At 65.7% G+C, this 1,706-nt stretch carries 1 protein-coding gene; it reads left to right on the top strand.

Annotation, left to right across the window (positions count from 1 at the left end; all coding sequences use genetic code 11):
• Positions 1 to 1,706: copper-translocating P-type ATPase (locus J5Y06_RS22965; RefSeq protein ID WP_209337540.1), on the top strand; the 1,706-nt coding region annotated here is incomplete at both ends.

The following is a 1,706-nucleotide window of genomic DNA, read 5'->3' on the forward strand; positions in this document are numbered from 1 at the left end:
CCTGTTCCGGCCGCTGCGGTCGAAGCCGCGATCCGCCAGGCCGGGTACGTACCGCGTCTTGCCAATGCGGCGGGGGCGAGCGCGGCTGCCGACGCGCGCCAGGAGGCGAAGGATAGGGAACTGCGCGGTCTCAAGCGCGACCTGACGGTGGCCGGCGTACTGACGCTGCCAATCTTCGTTCTCGAGATGGGGTCGCACCTGATCCCGCCGCTCCATCACTGGCTCCTGATGAACGTCGGCCAGCAGTCGCTATACATCGCCTTTTTCGTGCTGGCGACGATCGTCCAGTTCGGGCCGGGCCTGCGCTTCTACAAGAAGGGTCTGCCCGCCCTTGCCAGGCTCGCGCCGGAGATGAACTCGCTCGTCATCCTCGGATCGACGGCCGCCTGGGGCTATTCGGTGGTCGCGACATTCGCGTCATCGGTACTGCCCGAAGGTACGGCGAACGTCTATTATGAAGCGTCCGCCGTCATCATCACGCTGATCCTGCTCGGTCGTTTCCTCGAGGCGAAAGCCAAGGGTCGCACCAGCGAGGCGATCAAGCGGCTGATGGGCCTGCAGGCCAAGTCCGCCCGCGTCGAACGCGACGGTGAGTTCGTTGACGTGGCGCTCGAAAACGTACGCGCCGGCGACGTCATCCAGGTCCGCCCCGGCGACAAGATCCCCGTGGACGGCATGGTTCTGCGCGGCTCCTCCTTCATCGACGAATCCATGATCTCCGGCGAACCCGTGCCAGTTTCCAAGGGCGAAGGGGCCGAAGTCATCGGCGGCACCATCAACAAGACCGGAAGCTTCACATATCGCGCCACAAAGGTCGGCGCCGACACCCTGCTCGCGCAGATCATCAAGATGGTCGAGACCGCGCAAGGCTCGAAGCTGCCGATCCAGGCGATGGTGGACAAGGTCACCGCCTGGTTCGTGCCGGCCGTCATGGCCGCCGCCGCCCTCACCTTCCTGGTCTGGCTCATCTTCGGTCCGGAACCTGCGCTGACCTTCGCGTTGGTCAACGCCGTCGCAGTGCTGATCATCGCCTGCCCCTGTGCCATGGGCCTCGCCACCCCGACCTCTATCATGGTCGGCACAGGCCGCGCAGCGGAACTGGGCGTCCTTTTCCGCAACGGCGAAGCCTTGCAGACGCTCAGGGGCACCGATGTGGTCGCACTCGACAAGACCGGAACGCTGACGGCGGGCCGCCCCGAACTCACCGACCTGGAAGTGGCCATAGGATTCGACCGCAACCGCGTTCTTTCGCTGGTCGGATCGGTCGAATCCCAATCCGAGCACCCGGTCGCCGCCGCTATCGTGGCCGCCGCCAAGAGGGAAGAGCTGCCCCTCTTCGACGCCGAAGGATTCGATGCGGTTCCTGGTTTCGGCGTGACGGCACGCGCTGATGGCCACGAGATCGCCATCGGCGCCGACCGCTACATGGCGCGGCTCGGCATCTCGGTGGTCGACTTCGCCCTTCAGGCTTCGGCGTTCGGACTGAAGGCGAAGACCCCTCTCTACGCAGCGGTAGACGGCCGGCTCGCCGCGATCATCGCAGTTTCCGATCCGATCAAGCCGACAACGCCGCAGGCCATCCGCGCCCTCCACGAACTCGGCCTCAAGGTGGCGATGATCACGGGAGACAACCGGCGCACGGCGGAGGCGATAGCGGCCGAACTCGGCATCGACGAGGTCGTCGCCGAAGTCCTGCCGGAAGGAAA

The sequence above is a fragment of the Tianweitania sediminis genome (assembly GCF_017813335.1).
Lineage (GTDB): Bacteria > Pseudomonadota > Alphaproteobacteria > Rhizobiales > Rhizobiaceae > Tianweitania > Tianweitania sediminis.